We start from the raw sequence: 22,920 nt of genomic DNA on the forward strand, positions 1-22,920 counted from the left end.
GGGGATAGCTTGGTGGCATATTACGTGCTAATTCTGTTCAGCAGAACGGACTACCCGAGAATCTCGTGGCTTTAGCCATGAGAGGTTCAAACAGGCGCTTTCCCGGCTAACCTCCGCCCTTCGCAGCAACAAGGAAGAGCGGGAGCTGTTGGAGAAAACGCGGGAAGAATGGATGGCGGGCGTCTCGCACGATCTGAAAACCCCCCTGTCCGTAATCAAAGGCTATACCGTCCTGTTGTCATCTTCCGAATACGACTGGGAGCCGGATCAGGTGCGCGGCTTTTCCCGAATCATGGGGGAGCGCGTGGAATATATGGAGCGGCTGATCGAAGATTTCGGCCTGACCTTCCGGTTGAAAAACGATGCGCTTCCGCTGCGGCTCGAGCCAAACGATCTCGTAAGGATGACAAGAGATATTTTGAAGCAGCTCCAAAGCTTGCCGGAGTCCGCGGACAAAACGTTTTCGTTCGAAACGAACTGCGGGCAGATTCCGCTTGATCTGGATCCGGGGTACATGCAGCGCGCACTGGAAAATGTAATTGCCAACAGCATCAAGCATAACCCGCCCGGTACCACCGTAAAAATCACGATCAATGAAGAGCGGGGGACAGGCGGGCGGGTGCGCATCGGCATTGAGGACAATGGAGCCAGGATGAATCAGGAAACATTGGCCCGTTTGTTCGAACGGTATTTCCGGGGGACAAACGCATCGTCCGACAGTTCCGGCACAGGGCTCGGAATGGCCATCGCCAGACAGATCATTCTCGCACACGGCGGAGAAATCGACATCAACAGCCGGCTTGGTCAGGAGACGGTGTGCATGATTACGTTCCCGAACCCCCGCCGGCGTTAGCGGCTGAACCGGCGGGGCCGGATATTTATTTTAAAATTATTTCACTTCCAGCCATAAAAACGTGGAATGGGGGCCCTGCGGCTTGTCCAGCCAGCTAACTATGATCTCTATCCATCCCTTATAAAGGCCTTTGTAGTACACCGTGTTATTGTCCGGATCGGCATAAACGTCAACCGTGGGATCAACGGGTGCAACGTAAATATCGTCAGCGGAAAAATCAATGGGGATGCCGTCGCTAACAGCGCCGCAGTAGAACTTCGCCTGGCCAACGCCGCCAACCTCTACGGCTTCATCGAAAACGGCGGAGATGAACGTTGAGCAGGCGCTTGGCTCAATGCCGCCGCCGGATTCGGCATTCGCCGAAACGGCATTAAAGAGCAGAATTGTTGCGAAGGCCATCGAGAGTGACAAGAAGATCTTGCTGATTCGTCCAGTCTTCATGTTACCAACCTCCACTATATATTTTTTTAGTATACGTATTCTATCAATAGAAATGTATACTAAATTTATAATAATTTACAATATATAAAATTTCAAATATCTGGATGATTCAAAAAACGGAGGAATCATGAGATTTCTAAAGAAAATTAGGGATTAGGCAGGCCGATTAAGGGATTTTACCGGAACTATTAAGCATGGAGTAACTTGAAGGGAAAAAGCAACCTTCCATAAAATACTATATTATCAGCACTCGACTAGACAGAGTGCTAATAATTGTAAACAAAAGGAGGGAACGGAATGAGACATTAGCGTCAGTTCCGAAACTGGCGTAAGTTTGTTTATCGAACCATTTTTGGGGGACAGGAGGAGATTTCGAAAATGAATGTGCTGTTGCTTGCCGGTGGTTTGGGAACCAGACTTAGACCTTTGACGGAGAACATGCCGAAGCCGATGGCGCCGATCCTCAATCGCCCGTGGCTGGAACATCTCATTCTTCATCTGAAGGAACAAGGCGTTCACCGTTTCGTTATCGCTCTGAAGCATCATCCCGAAAAAATCGAAACGTATTTCGGCGACGGCCGCAGGCTGGGCGTATCGATCCAGTACGCCGTGGAAGAAACGCTGCTGGGCACGGCCGGAGCGATCAAAAACGCCGAAGCGTTGCTCGATGAACAATTTGTGGCCATGAACGCGGATATCGTCCACGATATCGAACTGAAACCGCTGCTGGATTTCCACCGTTCCCGCGGGGCTTCTGTGACGATCGGCCTGACGGAGGTGGAAGATCCGAGCGCGTACGGGGTCGTCGAGCAGGACGATACGGGGCGCATCTTGCGTTTTGTGGAGAAGCCCCGCTTGGACGAAGCGCCCTCAAGACGGATCAATGCAGGCATTTACATCATGGAAAAAAGCGTGCTGCAAGCGATACCGTCCGGTCGGGAAGTCTCCATTGAACGCGAAACGTTTCCGCAGCTCATCCGCGAGAACATAGGGGTTTTCGGAACAACCATCCAGGGCTATTGGGCGGACATGGGCACGAAAGACAGATACCGCAAAATCCATTGGGATCTCCTAAAAGGAACAAGCCGGATCCGCATTCCGGGATACGATCGGGACAGCGGGATCTGGATCGGCAAAGGCTGCAAAATCGGCACCGGCGTCCTCCTCGTTCCTCCGGTATTGATCGGGGACCGCGTGAGCATCGGGGCCCGTTCCGTCATCGGACCTCATGTCGTGCTTGGAGGCAAGTGCTCGATCGGCCCGAACGTCCGGCTTGCGGAGACGATCCTGTGGGACGGCTGCCGGGTGAACGAAGGTGCATATTTAAACAACTGCATCTTCGGATACAATCTGGAACTCGGATCAAGACATATTTTGCACGAAGCCGTTATGAACCGATTGGGGGTGATGCAAGCATGACGCGGGTTGCTTATGTCAGCACTTACGTTCCGAAAAAATGCGGCCTGGCCACATTCACCTATCATTTGCGCCAATCCGTCAACGCGGCCAAAGAGTGGAAAGCGAAGGACCCGGTGGTCGTCCTGCACGACGGGGAAGCGGACGGACCGACTGACCCGCTGCTGTGGCTGCTGCGGCGCAACTGCGAAAACGATTATGAGAAGATGGCGAACAAAATCAACAATTCGGATATTGAGGTCGTTTCGCTGCAGCACGAGTTTGGGATATTCGGCGGAGAGGCCGGCCGGTATATTTTGCGGTTCATCCGCGCCCTAAACAAACCGCTTGTGACCACGTTCCATACGGTGTTTGAGCATCCCCGCGAGCCTTACGCCGGCATCCAGCGGGAAATCGCCGAGCGAAGCGCCCGGATCGTCGTGATGAACCGTAAGGCGATCTCCTATTTAAACCGTTCGTTCGGCATTCCTGAGGACAAGATCGTCTTTATTCCGCACGGCACGCCCGAACCCGATACGGAGCGGCGGCAAACGTTCCGGGAGCGGTTGGACTGGTCTGACCGGAAGGTGCTGATGACGTTCGGGCTGCTAAGCCGGGGGAAAGGGATCGAACTGATCCTTAAAGTTCTGCCGGAAATCGTCAAGCAGGTGCCCCATGTCCTGTATGCCATCGTGGGCCAGACGCATCCGGAGGTCAAGAAATGGGAAGGGGAGAAATACCGCGAAGAGCTTAGGACGATGATCGAGGACAACGGCATCGGGGAAAACGTGGTCATGATCGACCGCTACATGGAGGAAAACGACCTGGTCCGCCATATCACCGCCTGCGACGTTTATGTAACGCCGTATCCGGGACTGGAGCAAATCACCAGCGGTACGCTGGCCTACGCGGTCGGCTTGGGGCGTCCGGTGCTGTCGACGCCGTACTGTTATGCTCAGGATCTGCTCGAGGGTGAGCCGGACCTGCTGATCGCGGCGGATGCCCAAGCGTTGTGGCGGGAGCGGATCGTAGCGCTGCTGACCAACGAGGTGATGCTGCAGGACGTGGTCCGGAAAATGAAGCGGCTGGGGCAGACGATGCATTGGCCGAACGTCGGAAGTGAATATCACCGGCTGTTTACCGAGGTGGGGAGATATGGAGCGGCGATCCGTTCGGTTTGATCATCTGGCGAAAATGACCGACGAGACGGGGATTTTGGAGCATGCCCTGGGTTCGGTGCCCCGGCGCAATGAAGGGTACAGTACCGACGATCAGGCCCGGGCATTATGGGTTTGCCTGGAATGGGCGAGCAGTTGCGGCCCGGAGGAGCAAAAATGGCTCGATCGGCTTGCGGAAACGTATACCGCTTTTTTGCTGTGGGCGCAAAAAGAAGACGGGCATTTCCACAACAACTTCGCCTACGACCGCAGCCAAGAGCCGGAAACACCGTCCGACGATTGCCTGGGGCGCGTTCTTTGGGTTTGCGCCAAAGCGATGGCAGCAGACCCGTCTCCGTCTTTTGCCTTCGCGGCCGAATCGATCCTGCGCAAAGCGCTCGCTCAGGCCGATCGGATGCGCTACCCGCGGGGATGGGCTTATGCCTTGGCCGCGTTCGGCCTGCTGCAGCGCTCCGGCTTCGACATCGATTTGACCGTCCGAATCAAGGAGCTGGCCAATCGGCTTACCGGTCTTTATCGCCGGCATTCCGCACCGGGCTGGTCGTGGTACGAGCCCGAAATCACCTATAGCAACGCACTGCTGCCCTGGGGGATGCTGTGGGCGTACGAGATCTTGCAGCGGCCGGAATTGCTTGAAACCGCCCTAAACTCCCTCGATTTCCTGATCGGTTTGTCGCAAAATGAAGCGGGTCAGATTCGGCCGGTGGGAAGCCGTGGCTGGTGCCGCCCGGACTATCGGGCGCTGTGGGACCAACAGCCGGTCGATGTGATGAAGCTGGCGTTGGCCGCGGCTAAAGCTTATGAACTGACCGATATGCCGAAATACGAAGCGGTTGCCCTGAAATGCCGCGATTGGTTTTACGGCGCTAACGATCTCGGAGTTCCCATGGTTAACGAGCGGGACGGCAGCTGTTACGACGGATTAAACGCGGGCGGCCCCAATCGCAACTGCGGAGCGGAAGCGGTCGTTTCTTACCTGCTCACGGAAGCCATTTGCGAAAAATGGGTGCGCGAACAAGCGCAACTTGCCAAAATCCAATAGATATTCGTGGAGGATACGCCATATCTCATTGGGAAAAGCCCAATTGATTGGCGGGAATTGAACCTTATTTTAAGCACTTGCTTGGATATATCCAAGCAGAATGTCGGGCTGCCAATAATCGCAACAAAAGCTCCTGGCCGGCGCAGGCGCCGTCTAGGAGCTTTTGTTATGCTGCCGCGAATACGGACTCATGCGGCGGCCTAACGATGCTCGGCTGCCTGCGGAATCATGGTGGGGATGTTTTCCTCTCTTTTGCGAAAAGTCAGAATAAGCCGGGCCGCAGTAAGCCCGATGACGATTGCCGCTGTGCTGAGATAAATCAGCTTTGCCCAAAGGTACTGCGAGTCCGTCCCGATGAACAGACTATGCACCAAGGCAAGGGAAAAACCGGGAAAAGCCAGAAAATGAATGGTCCGCCATGCTTTTTTGCCGATCCTTTTGATTCCATCGGAAGTTAGAATTAGTAACAGGGCGATATAAAAAGCGATCGTTCCCAGCCCGGTAACGATGGGATGTGTAGTCGCGGTAAACGGCACCAGCAGGCTGGCGAGCGTGTAGCCGACGTATTTGTCGAACAGCAGTACCCCGCCATGGATCAGCCCGAACAAAAAGCCAAACCAGCCGCTGGATTCATGCAGCGCCAACAGGAGAGACTTCGTGCGGCCTTTTGCCAGTTTGAGGCTCATCATCAATCCGGCCGTTACCGATAAAAACATTAAAATATAGCTGGTTAAGCCTGCGGCGCGCGTCGTTGACCACACGTTAAAAGCGTCAAGAAATACGCTCATAGGGGATACCTCCTTTTGTGGCGTTGTATTGGTCCAGCGTCCCGCCCACGACGATGGACCGATCGTGCTTGACGCCGATCATGGCGCTCAAAGGATAATGGTCACGAAGCCACTGTGCTCCATACTCCGCGCCCAAAATAAGTACGCATTTCGCGCAAACCTCCGCTTCGGGCAAATTCGGCGCCACCACCGTGACTTGCGCCAGATCCGAGTCGGCAGAGGTACCGCGCCGCGGGTCGAGGATATGATGAAGGATTTTTCCTTCCGTATCCGTCCATCGCCGCTTCATCGGACTGCTTGTCGCGATCCCCAGCGTCCCGTGCAGATGCAATTTCAGCAAATCCCGCTCCTCTTGCCACGGATTGGCGATTCCGATATGCCATCCTTCACGGGGCGTGCCCCAGAGCGCAATGTCTCCGCCGGCGCCGATCGCTCCCGGGCAGATCGCCTGCTGCTGCAGCTTCAAAGCGAACCGGTGTGCGCTCCAGCCTTTGGCGAACCCGCCAAGGTCGACGGAGATTCCCGGTTCCAGCGTAATCCGCTGCAATTCCTGGTTCAGACCGGCCGGATGCGGGCCGATTCCTGCGGCGTTGTGGGACGATGTTGCGGTTTTGCTCGGCTTCGTCAAAGTTTCAAAGGAACGGGAATACCCCAGCTCGCAAAGCGCCGCGCCAAGGTAAGGGTTAAATAAGCCTTCCGTTTTTTGATAATGCAGATCCGCTTCGGATATGACGTCGAATAGCAGAGGAGAAGCCGCAAATGGCCGCCCGCCGCACCGGTTTAATGCCGAAAGCTCGCTGTCGGGCCGAAACCGGCTAAGTTTGTTTTCCACATAAATAAACCAGTTCATGGCACTGCGCCGGAAAAGTTCAGGGAGACCGGCCGTGAAAAAGAGAGCGTTCATCGCACGAAATTTGTGCATGGCCGTTCCCTCCTTTAGGATGCGTGGGATCTCATCCCCCCGAATTCACCGGATTGCGGCCCGGCTCCGGAGTCGCCGCCATCGTAGCCGGTCCCGGGGGAGGCGCTGCCGTCATTACCGTTAAAGTCTTCAAACCGCGGTCTCCGCTCGGTTCCTTGATGATCATAGGTGAACTGGCCGCTGTTTTGTGCAGATTCGGATGCCGTGGATGAAGACGAAGACGAGGATGAAGATGAGGATGGGTTCGCTGCATCACTGTGGCTTGCGTTCAGGCCGATCAGTCCGACGAATAACGCCGCGCTCGATACTCCGACACACCACTTTGTCCATTTGTTGTTTGCCATGGGGATGTCCTCCTTAGTTGAATAAGTCTAGTTGTAAGCTTAGTATGACTGCCCTACCTTAAGCCCATATGAAAACATACTGAAAGTTTGCTGAGGCCCTGCTGTGTATCTTAGATTGGATCTTTTACAGAATCAGTGGAATCAACTTAACCTGTTTATTCGCCTGGTCGGATCGGAAGGCAGGCAAAAGCGTGTCTTGACCGGCTTGGCGCTGACAGAATTGCAAATCATACAACTAACTTTACATCCATTTACCCCAGCTTTCGATTAATTGTATTTCATACAATACTTTCCTCGTTTCTGTCCCTCCTCTTCGAAAGATAGCGGAGTAATTGCATGTTTTACACATAATCAAGCGCTAAGGCAGCATTCCGGATATGTAAGTGTACATTTTGCAACTACTCCATTCAACAGTGGATCAAGAAAGAAACCGGGGATTCGGATGGTCAGCTCCATTTTCAAGGAAGAGATCAGATAGGCTACAGGAAGAACAAGGGGGGATTGGGGCCGCCTTCGGCGACAATCGCCAAAAGCAATCCCGAACCAGTACCTGCCGCTATGCGAGGCTGTTTAGAGAAAAAGCAACCTCCGAGCAATTTGGCCAAGCCTCTATTTGGCGGACATAAAAAAGAAGCCCCTAGGCTGTAAGGAGCTTCTTCTTCTGGTCAAAACCCGTTCCAAACGACGGTCTGTTCGGCGGACAAACGGGTGGAAGGCCGGGCGGGGCGGGCCGCTTTCCCAACGGCAACGAGCATCACGGGAATATAACGTGACGGTATGTCAAACGCCTCGATCAATGCGCCGGCGTCGTAACCGCCCATCGGGCAGGTGTCATACCCGATCGCTTTGGCGGCAAGCATCAGCTGCATAGCGGCAAGAGAGGCGTTTCGTATCGCCTCATCCCGGGGAGCTTGCGGGTTGTTCAAATAAGCCCCTTCGATTTGAGCGATCAGGTTTGCCTTGATTTCTTCCGGCATTAACCCGGCAGCCACGTCGCGGCTCAAAATCATATCAGCGTCCCGGTGGGCCTCAAGGTCCCCCAGGACAGCGATCACGGCGGAAGCCTCCACCACCTGGCGCTGACCGTACGCTACCGGGAGCAGTTTCTCCTGAAGCCTCTGTTCAGCGATCACAAGAAATCTCCAGGGCTGAAGGTTCCAGGCGGAGGGGGCGCTCCCCGCTATTTCCAAAAGAAAGTTAATTTCGCTTTCACTCAGCTTGTGCGTAGGATCAAAGTGCTTAACCGCATGGCGTTCCCGCATCACGGTAAAAAAGTCGGCTTGTACCGCGGAAGTCATCAAATCCACTCCTTAGTTGTAAATTTTTCTTTATAATCAAGGCCGGAGCCCCAAGCTTAGGCCGGCTAACGGACCGTATAGAGCCCTTATTTGCCCGAAGCGCTCTTATTTGCCCGAAAATGGGCGGAAATGAGCGTCGAACCGTCCAATAAGGTCCCTGGTATCCGTTACATCCCCAATGCTCCCGTTTTCGCTGAAATAACGGCCCTGGTATCCGTTAGAATCCAGCGGGGGGTGCAGATTGGTTAAGTTGCTTCGCCACCCGAGCGACACGCGCCATTTTCGGACTTGTTGTTTTCGAACTTGTTATTTTCGGCCTTGGTGTTCTCGGTCTTGCTGTTTCCGCCCTTGTTTTGCCCCCTTGCTTTTGGCTCCCAAGAGATTCGCGCCCGTTACACCGGCGATGATCAGGAGCGAGCCGATCACATGATACACCGTCACTTTCTCTCCAAGAACCATCGCCCCGGCGGCAATCGACACCACGGTCGACAAGTTGGAAAAGACGCTCACCCGCGAGGCTTCCAGCTTGGACAAGGCGTAATTTGAGCTTAACGCGGTGACGAGCGAAGACAGCACGCCGAGATAGATGACCGACAAAATAAACCTGCCGCTCCCAAGCGGCGCCAGCCAGTTCCCGAGCGTCCCGGCGGAGGCGTGCCCGGCCACCGAAACGGCCAGAAAAATCAAGCAGCCGATGCCGAGCGTCAAATAGCTGATCTCCCACGGACTGTAAAGCTTCAGCAGCGACCTTGCCAGCACGCTGTATCCGGCAAACGCCAGGCCGGACAAGAACAACAGCAGAAGCCCTGCCACATTCCCGAAATCAATACGGCCGTTGCCCATAACAAAAATAAACACTACGCCGAATACGGAAAGAAGGATTCCCAGCTTCTGTCCCAAGGACGTCGTTTCCTTCAAAAAGACGTAGGCCAAAACCATCGTCAACACCGGCGTAAAAGCATACATAATGCCTCCCTCCGCGGAGGTGGCGTGCTGCAGCCCAAACGTTTGAAACAGGAAAAACCCCAACGGATAGAACGCAGCCAATAAAATCACCCGGAAGAGCGGCTTGCCTCGAAATTGAAGTTTGATCAGGCCCAGGGCTGCGGGAATCGACATCGCCGCAAACGAAACGGCAAAGCGGAAAGCCAGCGTATCGACAGGACCCGCGTCTTCCAGGGCGATTTTCGTAAACAGAAAAGAGAAGCCGATGATCGCGGCGTTGACGAAGGCGGACATATAAGCAAGAGTTTGTTTTTTGAATTCGATAAGCGGACAACCTCCTTTATGAGCTTCAAGGCTTGATTCTGTTCGCGAACAGTCATCCTGTAAGCAATGGTATAATGAATCATCGATAAGAAAAATCGCAATTTTTCAAAACTGTACCGATACAGATCGGCTGCATTGCGGCTAGTCCGGCAGTATTAACGGGAAAAGGGGAGCAGAAACGTGAAAAAGTACATGGCCATCCTGTCCGACATCGAACGGAAAATAGCCGCAGGCCGATATCGCCCGGGACAAAAGCTTCCGTCGGTGCGCAAGGCCGCTCAGGAATACGATTGCAGCGCCAGCACGATCATCAAGGCCTACGCGGAGCTGGAAAAGCGGCATGCGATCTACTCCGTGGCGCAAAGCGGGTTTTATGTGGTCGGGCATTCCGCCGCGGCGCGGACAAGCGGCGATAGCACCACCATCGATTTTACGTCGGCGTCGCCGGATATTGGCCTGTTTCCCTATCTCGATTTCCAGCACTGCCTCAACAAAGCGATCGATACTTACAAGGCCCAGCTCTTCACCTACGGAGATCCGCTGGGGATGGAGAAGCTGCGGCAGACGCTGGTTTCCCATCTGGCAAGCAATCAGGTGTTCGCCAACATGGAGCATATCGTGGTCACCTCCGGCGTCCAGCAGGCGCTGGAAATTTTGGCAAAAATGCCTTTTCCGCACGGAAAGTCGGCCGTCCTGGTCGAGCAGCCGAGCTACGATATTTATCTGCGTTTTCTCGCGGCGGAAAAAATCCCCGTGCAGGGTATCGCACGTACTGCGGCAGGGGTCGATTTAAGCGAACTGGAGGAGCGGTTCAAGAGCGGGGGGATCAAATTTTTCTACACCATGTCCCGCAATCACAACCCGCTGGGGACGACGTTAAGTACGGAACAAAGAAAGGCGATCGCCAAATTGGCCGAAAAATACGACGTGTACGTTGTTGAGGATGACTATATGGCCGACCTGGGAGATGAGCGGGGGTATCACCCGATTCATGCGTACGACAGCGCCTCGCGCATCATTTATTTGAAAAGCTTTTCCAAGGTCGTTTTTCCCGGGCTGCGATTGGGCGTTGCCGCGCTGCCGGGCGAGCTTTTGGAACAGTTTCGAGCTTATAAAAATTATGGCGACACCTCTCTATTGTCCCAGGCCGCGCTGGAGGTATACATCAAAAACGGCATGTACGAACGCCACAAGCAGACCTTATTCGAGCGGTATTCCGAACGGATACGAACGTTGTCGGAAGCGGTGCGGCGGCATGCCGAAGCCGGGCAGGCCGAGGTTCCGGACGTCAACTCGGGCATATTCGCGCAGCTGCGCTTGCCCCGGGAGGTCAATTTGGAACGTTTGACGGAGCGGCTGGCGGCCAGAAATATCCTGGTGTCGCCCGGCAAAGCGTTTTATTTGGCGGACTATCTGGCGAGGGAGAAGTTTTTGCGGATCAGCGTTTCAAGGGTGCCGCTGGCGCAAATCGATCCGGGCGTCAGGGCGATTGTGGAGGAAGCCGCTAAGGCATGGGGAAAATGACGGAAATGCGCCTCTTTGTTCAACCGCTATTCGCTATTGGACAATTCTTGCTGAATAATAAAATGGGAAATTTATCAACCTAAAAGAGGTTGTTCAAAAAGAATAGTTTGCGGCAATCCCAAAGCAAAAAGGAGTGTTCGTTCCCGATGGATCAGCAACTAGAACCGATCCCCCAGCCCAAAACCTACGGGGCGCTCGGCAACCTGCCTTTGATCGATAAAGATTTGCCTACTCTATCTTTTGCCAAACTGGCCGATGAGTTCGGACCGATTTACCGGTTCGAGGTGGCTAACCGCTCATTTATCGCCGTATCCGGACATAAGCTTGTTGCCGAGGTTTGCGACGAGTCGCGTTTTGACAAAAGCATCGGCCATTTGCTGAAAGTACGCGATTTTGCCGGCGACGGTTTATTTACCAGCCTGACGAAGGAGCCGAATTGGGCCAAAGCGCATCATATTCTTATACCTTCCTTTAGCCAGCCGGCGATGAAAGGTTACCACGCGCGGATGGTTGACATCGCCCTGCAGCTCGTGCAAAAATGGGCCCGGCTGAACCCCGACGACAGCATCAATGTGCCGGAGGACATGACCCGGCTTACGCTGGATACGATCGGTTTATGCGGATTCGATTACCGGTTCAACAGCTACTACCGGGAAACGCCAAATCCGTTTATCGTCAGCATGGTGAACGCGCTCGACGAAGCGATGCATTATTCGAGCCGGCTGCCGATTCAGAACAAATTGATGGTGAAGAAAAAACGCCAATACGAACGCGACATTCAATCGATGTTTTCCCTGGTCGACCGCATCATCGCCGAACGCAAGGCGAGCGGGGAGCAGGGGGGCACCGATTTGCTCGCCCGGATGCTCAGCGCGGCCGATCCGGAAACCGGGGAACTGCTGGATGACGAAAATATCCGTTTTCAGATTATCACCTTCCTCATCGCCGGGCATGAGACGACAAGCGGCTTGCTGTCGTTTACCATCTATTTTTTGCTGAAAAATCCGGATGTGCTGAAAAAAGCCTATGAAGAGGTGGATCAGGTATTAACGGACCTCGTTCCCAGCTACGAGCAGGTACGGAAGCTGAACTATATCCGCATGATTTTGGACGAATCGCTGCGGCTGTGGCCGACCGCCCCGCAATTCGGCTTGTTCGCCAAGGAGGATACCGTCATCGGCGGCAAATACGCGGTCAAGAAGGGCGAGACGGTCGCGGTTATCCTGCCGAAGCTGCATCGGGACAAGGAGGCTTGGGGGGAGGACGCCGAACAATTCCGGCCGGAGCGGTTCGAAGATCCGAAAAAAATTCCCCACGATGCTTATAAACCGTTCGGGAACGGACAGCGGGCCTGTATCGGCCGGCAGTTTGCCCTTCACGAAGCGGCGCTCGTTCTCGGGATGATTCTGCAGCGGTTCGAGCTCATCGATCATACGAATTATCAGCTCAAAGTCAAACAGACGTTGACGCTAAAGCCCGAAGGCTTTACGATCCGGGTCGCGCCCCGCCCGAAAAAAGAAAACCTCGCCGGGAATGTGCTTCCCGTCCAGGAAGCCGGCAAAGGACCGCTTCAGCAGCTGGAAGCGGAAACGCCCCGGCCGGCGGCGCTGGTCGGGATTAACGACCGTCCGCTGCTCGTTCTCTACGGCTCGGATATGGGAACGGCGGAAGGAATCGCCCGGGAGCTGGCCGACCTGGCGCGCCTGCATGGAGTCCGCAGCGAAGCCCAGCCTTTAAACGAGCGGGTCGGGAATCTGCCCAAAGAAGGGGCGGTCATTATCGTCACCTCCTCGTATAACGGCAAACCTCCGGCGAATGCCAAACAATTTGTGGAATGGCTGGAGGAAGTGGAGCCGGGGAGCCTGGCCGGCGTCAATTATACGGTGTTCGGCTGCGGCGACCGCAACTGGGCAAGCACGTACCAGCAGGTGCCGAAATTTATCGACGAGCAAATGGAGCTCAAGGGAGCCAAACGTTTCTCGGTACGCGGCGAAGCCGACGCCAGCGGCGATTTCGAGCAGCAGCGCGAAACGTGGGAGTCGCGGATGTGGGGCGAGGCGATGGACTTTTTCGGGATCGCTTTGAATCCGAACGCCGAAAGGGAGCGCAGCACGTTAAGCATCCGATTCGTAGACGAATTGACAGAATCGCCGCTGGTGCAGTCCTACGATGCGGTTTCCGCCGCGGTAGCGCTTAACCGGGAATTGCAGGCCGAAGGCAGCGAACGCAGCACCCGGCATATCGAGCTGTCTCTGCCGGAAGGACTCGGCTACAGCGAAGGCGATCATCTGGGCGTGCTGCCGGAAAACAGCGGCAATCAAATCGAACGGCTCTTAAAGCGGTTCGGTCTAGGCGGGGCGGATCAAGTGATCATGACGGCCAGCGGCTTCAGCGCGGCCCATCTTCCTTTGGACCGGCCGGTGAACCTGCGCGATCTGCTGGCGCATTGCGTGGAGCTTCAGGAGCCGGCGACCCGGGCGCAAATTCGCGAACTGGTATCTTACACGGCATGTCCGCCCCATAAACGCGAACTCGAGCAGCTGCTGGAAGGGGAAAATTACACGGCGCAGATCGTCAAACGCCATATCACCATGCTCGATTTGCTGGAAAAATACACAGCGTGCGAAATTCCGTTCGAACGCTTTATGGAACTGCTGCCCCCGCTTAAGCCGAGATATTACTCGATCTCCAGTTCGCCCAAAATATCTCCGGAAACGGCCAGCATCACCGTGGGCGTCGTTCGCGGGCCGGCCTGGAGCGGGCAGGGCGAATACCGCGGAGTAGCGTCCAATTATTTGGCGGAAGCCAACCCGGGGGACCGCGTCGTCATGTTCGTCCGTACGCCGGCATCCGGGTTCCGGCTGCCGGACGATCCCGGGACGCCGGTCGTTATGGTCGGGCCGGGAACCGGGCTGGCGCCGTTCCGCGGTTTCCTTCAGGCGCGCTCGGCGCTGAAGCGGGAGGGGGGACAGCTTGGACGCGCCATGTTGTTTTTCGGCTGCCGGAACGAGGACGACTTTATTTACCGGGATGAGCTGGAAGGCTATGTGCGGGACGGAATCGTTTCGCTGTATACGGCGTTTTCCCGGAAGGAGGGCGTCCCCAAAACGTATGTTCAGGACCTGATCGAGCAAAATGCCGAAGCAGTGATAACCTTGCTGGCAAGCGGCGGACATCTGTATATTTGCGGGGACGGCAGCCGCATGGCTCCGGATGTGGAAGCGCGCCTGCTCCAGTCCTATCAAAAGGTTCAGGGAACCGGAGCGCGAGAAGCGAAGGAGTGGTTGGAGGGCTTGAACGCGGAAGGACGGTACGCCAAGGATGTGTGGACCGGGGTGTAAGGGGGCCGCGTATTTGCAGAGACTGCTGAAGGAACGGTAAAAAGGGAGTTTGGCTAATTTTAGGGAACTCGCCCAGGTCGAGCATGAGGTTAACAGCGATGGAATGCGGGGCTTGGGACCGCTATTCGGGAACTTGAGCGAGTTGAAGCTTTCGCGTGAAAGGAACTATATGCCACTCCCGCTACGTTGCGATATAAGGAAGAAAGGGAACCCCCCCATGAAATGCAAAAGTGCAGCCGGTTTTTGTCGAAACTCCTCTAAACCGGTGGTTCAAATGCAAAAGTGCAGTTCATTTCCGGTAAAAAGTTACTTTTTTATCATATAGCCCAAAATGAGATGCACATTTGCATTTCAATCGCTCTAAAATAGTAATTTAGGGAAAATAGAATGCACTTTTGCAGTTGATCCGGTCTGGCCATCCTCCTTTCCATGAAAGATGATAAACTCGCCCCGCTGCCCTTAACCAAACCCGGCTTGGTGTAATCCCAGCAACGGACCTGAATGACCTTATTCGTCCATTTCCCGGGTATTTCCCGCTCTAACGAGCTCACCTGTCGTTATCGGGCTTCCAAATAAGTCCTTTGGGCTAATTTTACGGGGATAAGGCCATCTCGGTCCGTTAGCGCCGGTGGTATGAACAAAGCCGATGCTGATATGAAAAAGTTGATTAGGTGTCTTCCCGTTTCCTTAATTCTCCCAAGCCGGATTCCAGACAACTTCCCACAGATGGCCGTCGGGGTCTTGGAAATAACCCGAATACCCGCCCCAAAACGTGTCGTGCGCCGCCAGGGTGATGGTGGCGCCGGCCTGTTCGGCTTCCTTCATGACCCGGTCCACCTCTTCCTTGCTGCTTACGTTGTGGCCCAGCGTAAATTCGGAAGGACTGGCCGCAGTTTGGGGAATTTGCGCGTCATGGGCCAAATTTTTGCGGCTGAACAGGGCGAGCCGATCCCCGGCTCCAAATCGAAAAACGCCACGGCGCCATGCTCAAATTCTTGTCCGACAATGCCTTCGGTCTGGAATCCCAGACCGTCGCGGTAAAATTTTACCGATTTCTCCAGGTTGTCCACGCCGATCGTAATAACTGTAATACGCGGTTTCATATCAATGGAACCTCCTTGTGCCAAATGGATGGGTTTGCTCCGCTTTATTTTAGTCGGCCGCATGGGGGAGCGTATTGTAAAAATCGGACATGCCCCCCCGAATTCCCGCACCGCCGTCATCGGAGAACAACCGTAATATCGTTTAAACTCACGGATCTGCCAATAACAGGAGACGAACAGAGCCAGCATCGGGGAAGGGGGCAGCTCGCGGTAGCGGTAAGCCGGATCTCTTCCGTTGGCCTGTTTGGGTTGAAAAAGCGTATGGAGATGCGTCGGCATAAAAGCGGTCCTCCTTCGCAAGGCAATACCTGCGGATTGCATAAAGAACCTGGCAGCTGGGCCAGGTTCTTCCGTTGACGTTTATTTCGTTGCCGCCGCCACCGCCGCGGCGAAACGTTCCAGCGCTTCGGCCAGCAGCTCGCGCGAGCAGGCGAGGTTGACGCGCAGGAAACCTTCGCCGTTCCGCCCGTATATGGAGCCTTCGGTAAAGGCAACTTTGGCGTCCTTGTACATCAACCGTTTCAACGCGGCTCCGTCAAGTCCCAAAGCGCGGCAGTCGATCCAGAGCAGGTAGGTTCCCTCCGAGCGGACCGGGATCAGCATCGGCAGACGCTCGGCCAAAAAACCGACCGCAAAATCCCGGTTGGCCCCGATGTATTCCAGCACCGCTTCCAGCCAATCTTCGCTTTCATTATAGGCCGCGATCGTGGCCGGAGGGCCGAAGTAATTCACCGAACCGATGGCCAGGGCATCGATCCGGTCAGTGAATTTCTGCCGCAGCTGCGGGCTGGAAATGACGGTGAACGAACTGGCCAGTCCGGGAATGTTAAACGTCTTGGACGGCGCCAGGCAGGTGATGGTCATGTCCGCATGCTGCTGGGACAACGAGGCGAACGGATAATGGCGGTTGCCGGGGAACACGAGATCGCAATGGATTTCATCCGATACGACCTTCACCCCGTACCGGCTGCAAAGCTCTCCCAACCGTTCCAATTCCGCTTTCGTCCAGACTCGCCCGCCGGGATTGTGCGGGTTGCAGAGCAGCATCAGCTTGGCGCCTTGCTGCATCAAGCTTTCCAGATGGCCGTAATCCATCCGGTAGGCGCCGTCTTGCAAAACCAGCGGATTTTCGGCCACCTTGCGCCCGTTCTTCACGATCACATCGTAAAAGGGGTTATAAACCGGGGACTGCAAAATAACGGCATCCCCAGGTTCCGTCAGCGACTGAACGGCGACGCTTAGCGCAGGAACGACCCCGGGAGTATTGGCGATCCAGGAAGCGTTCAGCTGCCATCCGTGCCGTCTGCCAAACCAGCCGATAATCGCATCCAGATATTCCTGAGGTCTGGTCGTATAGCCATAGATTCCGAGCTTGGCCCGTTCGGTGACCGCGCCGATCACCGCCGGCGGGCATTTGAAATCCATATCGGCCACCCACAGGGGAAGCACGTCGGGATCGCCAAACAGCTTTTTGCCGAGATCCCATTTTTCGGAACATGTTCCTTTGCGTTGCGTGCGTTCGTCAAACTGATAATTCATTTATGTTAACACCCTTTCCGCTTCATACACTTCGATGCGATCCTTAAATGCATACTACTACTCTTCGTAACCGTTGACGACGACTTCCAGTTCTCCCGTCGTGGAGTCGATCAGCATCCCGTGAACGGGAACGCCGGCAGGGAGAAGCGGATGATTTTTGACCAAGTTCACGGTTTGAATGACCCCTTGCTTCTCATTGTCAACGCCGCGCAGCCACTCGTTGAGTTTGATGCCGGAATGTTCCAGCGTGTTCAGCACGTCTTCGGAAATGCCGCGTTCGCGCATCGAACCGATCATTTGATCGGAATTCAGCGCAGCCATGCCGCATCCGGTATGGCCCACGATGTATACTTCTTGCGCGCGCAGCTCGTAAATCGCAACCAGCAAGCTGCGCATAACGCTGCCGAAGGGATGGGAAATGAGCGCCCCCGCGTTTTTGATCAGCTTGACATCGCCGTTGCGCAGGTTCATCGCTTTCGGGAGCAGCTCCACGAGCCGCGTATCCATACAGGTGACAATGGCCATTTTTTTCTCGGGGAATTTGTCCGTCATGTATTTTTCGTATTCTTTATCGGCGACGAATTTACGGTTAAACTCCAGGATAGTATCAAGTTGGGTCATTGGTTTTGCCTCCTAGGATAAAATTTGGGATTACCGCCGGTCTACCAGGCGAATATTCGATTTGTAAAATTGCGACCTGCCGTCAAGCCGGAAGGTTCCGGTCGTTTCTTCGCCGCTTAAGGTCAGCTCTTCTTCAAAAAAAACGGCCTGCATCCGGTCGATCCAGAACGGATAGGCGTCGTTTTCTAAGGGGATATCGTAATCGCCCGGCTTGGAGACGAGCTGCAGACCGGGAACCCCGCTCATGCCGCAGCCGCAGTTTTCCGTATCATACACGATGCGCAGCATGCCCGGCTTATCGGCGAGGGACGTCCGGATAAGCTTTTCCGCCGCCGTATTAAGAGTTACTTTCATCGCGCCATAGCGCCTCCTTTTCGTCTGGAAGTCAATTATCTCAAAAATAAATTATACAACCCGCCTTAAAATTTGATTATACGGTTTGTTAAAAGTATCATCAAGAGTAGCAGTTATTTTAGAGTAAAGGTGGGAATGGCGATGAAACAAGAAACGGCGGAAAAGTGGGGACTTTTTCGCGGACTTCTGCAAAAAATTCAGAGCTATCATGAGGCGGTCGCGCTGATGAACTGGGATTTACGCACCGGCGCGCCGAGAAAAGGGGCGGAAACCCGCGCGAAATCGATCGGGCTGTTGTCGACGGAGGCGTTCAAAATGGAAACTTCGCCGGAAATGGGAGAGTATCTCGCCTATTTAAGCCAGCCTGCGGTTATGGACGAACTGGACGATATCCAGCGGAGAATGGTGCTTGACGTGCAGGAGGAGTATGAGCGCAGCGTTAAAATTCCGCCGGAAAAGTTCCAAGCGTACACCGAACTGACGGCGCACGCCGAAACGCTATGGGAGGATTTCAAGGAAAACGCCGATTTTCCGGGTTTTGAACCTTATTTGACGCAAATCGTGGAGAAAACCCAGGAATTCATCGATTATTGGGGACCGAAAGCGACCCGTTACGATACGCTCTTACATATGTATGAACCCGATTTGACCGTGGAGAAGCTGGATCAAGTGTTCGGACAGCTGCGCGACCGGCTCGTGCCGCTTGTCGCGGCGGTGACGAACGCGGCGAACAAGCCGGAGGCGTCGTTCCTGAAGCAGCGGTACGACGTAGGGCCGCAGGAGAAGTTCAGCTTGTTCCTGCTGGAGCAAATCGGCTACGATTTCGAGGCCGGGCGGGTCGACGAAACCGTGCATCCGTTCGAAACGACGATCAATCACGGCGATGTGCGGATTACGACGAATTACAAACAGAATGACGTGGCCAGCGCGATTTTTAGCTCGCTGCACGAAGGCGGGCACGCGTTGTATGAACAAAACGTAGCCGATGAGCTCGCCGAAACGCCGCTGGGGCAGGGAACGTCGATGGGCATTCACGAATCGCAGTCGCGGTTCTGGGAGAACGTCATCGGCCGCAGCCGGGAGTTCTGGAACCGGTACTTCGGCGAGTTGCAGCAGCATTTCCCCGAGCAGCTTAAAGACGTGACCGCGGAGATGTTTTACCTGGCGGTGAACCGCGCGGAAAATTCGCTGATCCGGATCGAAGCGGATGAACTGACCTATAATCTGCACATCATCATTCGCTATGAGATCGAGAAGATGCTCTTTAACGAAGGGCTGCCGGTCAGCGAACTGCCTAAAGTGTGGAACGAGAAGTATCAGACTTATCTCGGCTTGACGCCGCCGGACGACGGGGTTGGCGTATTGCAGGACGTGCATTGGTCGGGCGGGCTGTTCGGCTACTTCCCTTCCTATGCGCTCGGCAACATGTACGCCGCCCAAATCGCAGGCACGCTGCGCAAGGAAATGCCGGAGCTCGACGCCTTAGTGGAGGCCGGCAACTTCCAGCCGATCAAGGAATGGCTGACCGACAAAATCTACAAATACGGGAAAAGCCGCAAGCCGGCGGAAATCATCAAGGCGGTGACCGGAGAAGATCTGAATCCGGATTACTTGGCCGATTACCTGGAACAAAAATTCAAAAGCATCTACGGGCTGTAAACGGCCGTTGCCTGGCCGCACAAGCCTCCAATCCGTAGTGGCGAAACCTCCAATCCATTTGGGATTGGGGGTTTTTTGCTGATTGGAATTATCCAATAGAATGGTCGGCGGAATCTATTGAATACTTCCAATGGGAATTCGAAATGGCGGCCGGTTTCCGGCAATCCATTCGTTTTTCCCAATCAAGCCCCAGGGCACTTCACTCCTTAACCTTTTGCTGGGCAATAGCATACTATTAAGTATCCGGCAAGTTGGAAGGAGTGTGAACGTGGATGATAAAGCGCCGTACGGTGTTATGGCTGGCCGCCGCGGTGCTGCTGGGCGCAGTTTTTGCAGGCTGCGGCAATGGCGGCCAAACTCAGAAGGTAAAGGTCGGGGAAGTGACCCGTTCCGTTTTTTATGCCCCCCAATACGTTGCCTTTGAAAAAGGCTTCTTCAAGGAAGAGGGCCTCGATGTGGAGCTGCAAACGACGTCGGGCGGGGATAAAACGATGACCGCGCTGTTGTCCGGGGCCGTGGACGTGGCGCTGGTCGGGGCGGAAACATCGATTTACGTCTATCAGCAGGGTTCGGACGATCCGGTGATCAATTTTGCCCAACTGACGCAAACGGACGGAACTTTCCTTGTGTCCAGAGAGGATGTCGGCGAATTCGATTGGGAGAAATTGAAAGGGAGCGTTTTTCTCGGCCAGCGGAAAGGCGGCATGCCGCAAATGGCCGGCGAGTTCACCCTGCGCAAGCGCGGAATCGATCCGCACCAGGACTTGGAGCTGATTCAAAACATCGATTTCGCCAACATCACCGCCGCATTCGCCTCGGGCACCGGCCAGTTCGTCCAGCTGTTCGAGCCGCAAGCCTCCATTATCGAGCGGGAAGGAAAAGGCCACGTCGTCGCCTCCTTCGGTACGGAAAGCGGCAAATTGCCCTACACGGTCTTTATGACCAAACAAAGCTATATCCAAGATCATCCGGAAGTGGTGCAGAAATTCACCAATGCGGTTCATAAGGCCCAGCGCTGGGTTCAGGAGCACACGCCGGAGGAAACGGCCGAAACGATCGCGCCTTTCTTCAAGGACACGGATCGGGATATTTTGGCCAGCTCCGTCAAGCGTTATTTGGAGCAGGGAACTTACGCCGAAACGCCGGCCTTGGCCGAGGATGCCTGGAACAATCTGCTTGATGTGATGGAAAGCGCCGGGGAATTAAACGAGCGGGTAGAGCTTAAGAAGCTGGCCGACAACCGGTTTGCCGAAAAAGCGGTACAATCCGCAGCCGCAACCTCCGGTCGGTAAACCGGCATTTATAATGCGTGTTTAATTCGATGCCGAGTTACACTTAGTAGTCAACTCCTACTTATATCTTCAAAAGATGACTTTTTGAACAACCTTAAAGTGCGAGTTCAAAAAGTCGGCTTTTCAGCACCGAGAAGGTTGGATGAAGCTAGGGACGTCAGGAGCGGAGCGTACGTTTTGGGTACGTGAGCACCGGAAGGCCCGGCTGAATTCAAGATTCGACGTCGAGAACACTTCCTGACCCGCTTCGTGATCAAAAGATGACTTTTTGAACAACCTCTTACACGGAAAAGGAGCGTGAGCGCTTTGTTGCCTGTTTTGGAACTGAAAGATCTGGATCAGGTTTACGTGACGGATCGGGAAGCCGTGCTAGCCCTGAAAGGGATGAATTTGACCGTGGAATCCGGTGAATTCATCAGCCTGGTCGGTCCCAGCGGATGCGGAAAGACCACGCTGCTTTCCGTGATGGCCGGGCTGCTGGCTCCTTCCCGGGGGGAAGTGCTGCTGCACGGCAAGCCGGTAACCAAACCGACCTCGAAAGTAGGCTACATGCTGCAGCAGGATTATTTGTTCCCGTGGCGGACCATCCTCGGCAACGCCGTGATCGGCCTTGAGCTCACCGGACGCTTGACCCGGGAAACGACGCAAACGGTAAGGAACCTGCTGGCCGAGATGGGGCTTGGCGATACGGCCGGCCTGTACCCCGGCCAATTGTCGGGGGGCATGCGCCAGCGGGTGGCGCTGGTGCGGACGCTGGCCACCGATCCGGAGGTGCTGCTGCTCGACGAGCCGTTTTCGGCGCTCGATTACCAGACGAAGCTGCAGTTGGAGGATCTTGTCGCCGGCACGCTGAAGCAGCGGAAAAAAACGGGCGTGCTCGTGACGCATGATTTGTCCGAGGCGATCGCCGTCAGCGACCGGGTTATCGTGCTGGCCCCAAAGCCCGGCAGAATCCGGAGCATGTATACCGTTCCGGACAACATCCGCAGGGCCCTGCCTTTTTATGCCCGGGAGGAAGCGGGATTCAACGAATTGTTTCAGGAGATTTGGCGGGATCTCGAGACATCGGATGAAGGAGGAGGGGCCATTGATGCAGGCGGATGTAACGCGTTTGCCGGATCGGGAACGTTGGCTTAGAGAAAAATGGAACCAGCACCGGAAGCAAAAGCGGAAGATGAAGCGGATGGTGCTGGCGGTCCAAATCTTTCTGTTGCTGCTGTTGATCGGATGGTGGGAGCTTGCCGGCCGGATGAAGTGGATTGATGTGCTGATCTTCAGCTATCCGTCCAAGGTGGCAAGGCAAATATTCAAAGATGCGGCGAGCGGCGAGCTGTGGCCGCATCTGGCGATGACGGTCGGCGAGACGGCGGTCGGGTTTTTGCTGGGCACGCTGCTCGGGACGCTGCTCGCCGTGCTGATCTGGTGGTCGCCTTTTCTGTCCAAAGTGCTTGATCCGTACATGGTCGTCTTCAACAGCATGCCGAAGGTGGCCTTAGGGCCGATTTTTATCGTCATGTTCGGAGCCGGCTTCACCGCCATCGTCGTGACGACGCTGTCGATCACCGTGATCGTGACAACGCTGGTCGTGTTCAACAGCTTCAATGAAGTCGACGCCAACCTTGTCAAGGTCATTCGCACATTCGGAGGAAGTCGGCGCGACGTGTTTATGAAGGCGATCTTGCCGGCGTCGTTTCCGACCATCGTCTCGACGTTGAAGGTGAATGTCGGCATGGCCTGGGTCGGCGTCATCGTCGGCGAATTCCTCGTCGCCAAAATCGGGCTCGGCTATTTGATCGTCTACGGGTTTCAGGTGTTTAACTTTACGCTGGTGTTATCCAGCCTGGTCATTATCGCGGTCGTCGCCACGGCGATGTATCAACTGGTCGTTTATATCGAGCGGAAACTGGTTCGGGAGCGGTAACGCTCCTTTTTCGTTTTGGCGGGATTGTAAGCGGGC

Annotated in this window: 19 protein-coding genes and 1 pseudogene; 10 read left to right on the top strand and 10 right to left on the bottom strand. The window is 55.0% G+C overall.

Annotation, left to right across the window (positions count from 1 at the left end; genetic code table 11):
• The first annotated feature begins 148 nt into the window (after positions 1-148).
• Positions 149-853, top strand: a complete 705-nt coding sequence (locus NYE69_RS18500; protein WP_340927350.1) for a sensor histidine kinase — start codon at positions 149-151, stop codon at positions 851-853.
• 36 nt (positions 854-889) lie between these two features.
• On the opposite strand, the gene NYE69_RS18505 is transcribed toward NYE69_RS18500, so the two are convergent.
• Positions 890-1,294, bottom strand: a complete 405-nt coding sequence (locus NYE69_RS18505) for a hypothetical protein (RefSeq protein WP_213511340.1) — start codon at positions 1,292-1,294, stop codon at positions 890-892.
• Between the two features lie 378 nt (positions 1,295-1,672).
• Between NYE69_RS18505 and NYE69_RS18510 the strand changes: the two genes are divergently transcribed.
• The 3 genes from NYE69_RS18510 to NYE69_RS18520 are packed head-to-tail and all read left to right on the top strand — an operon-like array spanning position 1,673 to position 4,909.
• Positions 1,673-2,713 carry an NDP-sugar synthase gene (locus NYE69_RS18510; protein ID WP_340927351.1) on the top strand — a complete coding sequence of 347 codons (1,041 nt, stop codon included), beginning with the start codon at positions 1,673-1,675 and terminating at the stop codon, positions 2,711-2,713.
• Positions 2,710-3,870, top strand: a complete 1,161-nt coding sequence (locus NYE69_RS18515; RefSeq protein ID WP_213510329.1) for a glycosyltransferase family 4 protein — start codon at positions 2,710-2,712, stop codon at positions 3,868-3,870. Before NYE69_RS18510 ends, NYE69_RS18515 begins: the two co-directional genes overlap by 4 nt.
• Positions 3,845-4,909: a glycosyl transferase gene (locus NYE69_RS18520; RefSeq protein WP_340927353.1), complete on the top strand. Its 1,065-nt coding sequence runs from the start codon at positions 3,845-3,847 to the stop codon at positions 4,907-4,909. Before NYE69_RS18515 ends, NYE69_RS18520 begins: the two co-directional genes overlap by 26 nt.
• A 200-nt stretch (positions 4,910-5,109) precedes the next feature.
• On the opposite strand, the gene NYE69_RS18525 is transcribed toward NYE69_RS18520, so the two are convergent.
• From NYE69_RS18525 to NYE69_RS18545, 5 genes are all read right to left on the bottom strand, one after another.
• Entirely contained in the window at positions 5,110-5,697 is a 588-nt protein-coding gene (locus NYE69_RS18525; protein ID WP_340927354.1) for a ferric reductase-like transmembrane domain-containing protein, read from the bottom strand.
• On the bottom strand, positions 5,681-6,619 hold the full coding sequence (locus NYE69_RS18530; RefSeq protein WP_340927355.1) for an FAD:protein FMN transferase: 939 nt from the start codon (positions 6,617-6,619) through the stop codon (positions 5,681-5,683). The genes NYE69_RS18525 and NYE69_RS18530 overlap by 17 nt, the downstream gene beginning before the upstream one ends.
• A 14-nt stretch (positions 6,620-6,633) precedes the next feature.
• Positions 6,634-6,963 (bottom strand): hypothetical protein, encoded by a 330-nt coding sequence (locus NYE69_RS18535; protein WP_326045355.1) that lies wholly within the window; start codon positions 6,961-6,963, stop codon positions 6,634-6,636.
• 665 nt (positions 6,964-7,628) lie between these two features.
• Positions 7,629-8,261, bottom strand: a complete 633-nt coding sequence (locus tag NYE69_RS18540) for a nitroreductase family protein (RefSeq protein ID WP_326045356.1) — start codon at positions 8,259-8,261, stop codon at positions 7,629-7,631.
• A gap of 306 nt (positions 8,262-8,567) precedes the next feature.
• A complete protein-coding gene (locus NYE69_RS18545; protein ID WP_270619427.1) occupies positions 8,568-9,500 on the bottom strand; it encodes a DMT family transporter in 933 nt (310 codons plus the stop codon).
• A gap of 210 nt (positions 9,501-9,710) precedes the next feature.
• Between NYE69_RS18545 and NYE69_RS18550 the strand changes: the two genes are divergently transcribed.
• Together NYE69_RS18550 and NYE69_RS18555 are read left to right on the top strand one after the other, a co-directional pair.
• The gene (locus NYE69_RS18550; protein ID WP_240751743.1) at positions 9,711-11,054 is read left to right on the top strand and encodes an aminotransferase-like domain-containing protein; all 1,344 of its coding nucleotides are present in this window, start codon (positions 9,711-9,713) and stop codon (positions 11,052-11,054) included.
• Positions 11,055-11,200: 146 nt separating this feature from the next.
• The gene (locus NYE69_RS18555) at positions 11,201-14,395 is read left to right on the top strand and encodes a bifunctional cytochrome P450/NADPH--P450 reductase (protein WP_340927356.1); all 3,195 of its coding nucleotides are present in this window, start codon (positions 11,201-11,203) and stop codon (positions 14,393-14,395) included.
• Positions 14,396-15,082: 687 nt separating this feature from the next.
• Here NYE69_RS18555 and NYE69_RS18560 read toward each other — a convergent pair.
• The 4 genes and pseudogenes from NYE69_RS18560 to NYE69_RS18575 all read right to left on the bottom strand — a co-directional run bounded on the left by NYE69_RS18560 (position 15,083) and on the right by NYE69_RS18575 (position 18,012).
• A pseudogene (locus NYE69_RS18560) lies at positions 15,083-15,498 on the bottom strand (VOC family protein).
• Between the two features lie 360 nt (positions 15,499-15,858).
• A complete protein-coding gene (locus tag NYE69_RS18565) occupies positions 15,859-17,037 on the bottom strand; it encodes a MalY/PatB family protein (RefSeq protein ID WP_340927357.1) in 1,179 nt (392 codons plus the stop codon).
• Positions 17,038-17,094: 57 nt separating this feature from the next.
• Positions 17,095-17,658: a beta-class carbonic anhydrase gene (locus NYE69_RS18570; RefSeq protein WP_036623160.1), complete on the bottom strand. Its 564-nt coding sequence runs from the start codon at positions 17,656-17,658 to the stop codon at positions 17,095-17,097.
• Positions 17,659-17,688: 30 nt separating this feature from the next.
• The gene (locus tag NYE69_RS18575; RefSeq protein ID WP_213510338.1) at positions 17,689-18,012 is read right to left on the bottom strand and encodes an iron-sulfur cluster biosynthesis family protein; all 324 of its coding nucleotides are present in this window, start codon (positions 18,010-18,012) and stop codon (positions 17,689-17,691) included.
• Between the two features lie 141 nt (positions 18,013-18,153).
• Here NYE69_RS18575 and NYE69_RS18580 point away from each other — a divergent pair, with 141 nt between their 5' ends.
• The 4 genes from NYE69_RS18580 (at position 18,154) to NYE69_RS18595 (ending at position 22,884) form a co-directional block, all read left to right on the top strand.
• Complete coding sequence (locus NYE69_RS18580) at positions 18,154-19,671, top strand: carboxypeptidase M32 (RefSeq protein WP_326045359.1); 1,518 nt, start codon at positions 18,154-18,156, stop codon at positions 19,669-19,671.
• A gap of 272 nt (positions 19,672-19,943) precedes the next feature.
• Positions 19,944-20,963 carry an ABC transporter substrate-binding protein gene (locus NYE69_RS18585; RefSeq protein ID WP_326045360.1) on the top strand — a complete coding sequence of 340 codons (1,020 nt, stop codon included), beginning with the start codon at positions 19,944-19,946 and terminating at the stop codon, positions 20,961-20,963.
• A gap of 306 nt (positions 20,964-21,269) precedes the next feature.
• Entirely contained in the window at positions 21,270-22,100 is an 831-nt protein-coding gene (locus NYE69_RS18590; protein ID WP_213510341.1) for an ABC transporter ATP-binding protein, read from the top strand.
• A 37-nt stretch (positions 22,101-22,137) separates the two neighbouring features.
• On the top strand, positions 22,138-22,884 hold the full coding sequence (locus tag NYE69_RS18595) for an ABC transporter permease (RefSeq protein WP_411831204.1): 747 nt from the start codon (positions 22,138-22,140) through the stop codon (positions 22,882-22,884).
• Positions 22,885-22,920 lie beyond the last annotated feature (36 nt).

This window comes from Paenibacillus sp. FSL R5-0527, assembly GCF_038008055.1.
Taxonomy (GTDB): Bacteria; Bacillota; Bacilli; order Paenibacillales; family Paenibacillaceae; genus Fontibacillus; species Fontibacillus macerans.